This is a genomic window from Nocardia sp. MDA0666, from assembly GCF_003023875.1.
Classification (GTDB): Bacteria; Actinomycetota; Actinomycetes; order Mycobacteriales; family Mycobacteriaceae; genus Nocardia; species Nocardia aobensis.
On the sequence record NZ_PYHT01000056.1, the window covers coordinates 1 to 719 of the forward strand.

General features: G+C 54.9%; 1 protein-coding gene. It reads right to left on the reverse strand.

The window, feature by feature from the left end; all coding sequences use genetic code 11:
- A partial coding sequence (locus C8258_RS32115) for a reverse transcriptase family protein (RefSeq protein WP_106958335.1) occupies positions 1–702 on the reverse strand: 702 nt, incomplete at its 3' end.
- Between the last annotated feature and the right edge of the window lie 17 nt (positions 703–719).

Below are 719 nucleotides of genomic sequence, written 5' to 3' on the forward strand. Positions count from 1 at the left end.
TCTGATACAAGCCAGGGTGCCGTTGGCCTTCTTGGCCACCTGCGCACACTGCTGGCTCATATTCAGCCAAATGTCCACCATCACTCCCAGGTCCTTCTCTGCCTGGCAGCTCTCCAACCACTCATCTCCCAGCCTGTAGCTCTGCTTGGGGTTATTGCGCCCCAGGTGCAGGACCCGGCACTTGGCCTTGTTGAACTTCATGCAGTTGACCTCAGCCCATCGGTGCAGCCTATCCAGATCCTCCTGCAGAGCCTTCCTACCCTCGAGCAGATTGACACACGCACCTAGCTTGGTGTCATCTGCAAACTTACTGAGGGTGCACTCAATGCCCTCATCCAGATCATCGATGAAGATATTAAAGAGGACCGGCCCCAGCACCGAGCCCTGGGGAACGCCACTAGTGACCAGCCTCCAACTGGATTTGACTCCATTCACCACGACTCTTTGGGCCTGACTATCCAGCCAGTTTCTAACCCAACGAAGTGTGCGCCAGTTCAAGCCACAAGCAGCCAGTTTCTTGAGGAGAATGCTGTGGGAAACGGTGTCAAAAGCCTTACTGAAGTCAAGGTAGACCACATCCACAGCCTTTCCCTCATCCACCCAGCGCGTCACTTTGTCATAGAAGGAGATCAGGTTTGTCAAGCAGGATCTGCCATCCATAGGCCCTTGCTGACTGGGTCTGATCGCCTGCTTGCCCTGCAAGTGCTGTGTGATGACTC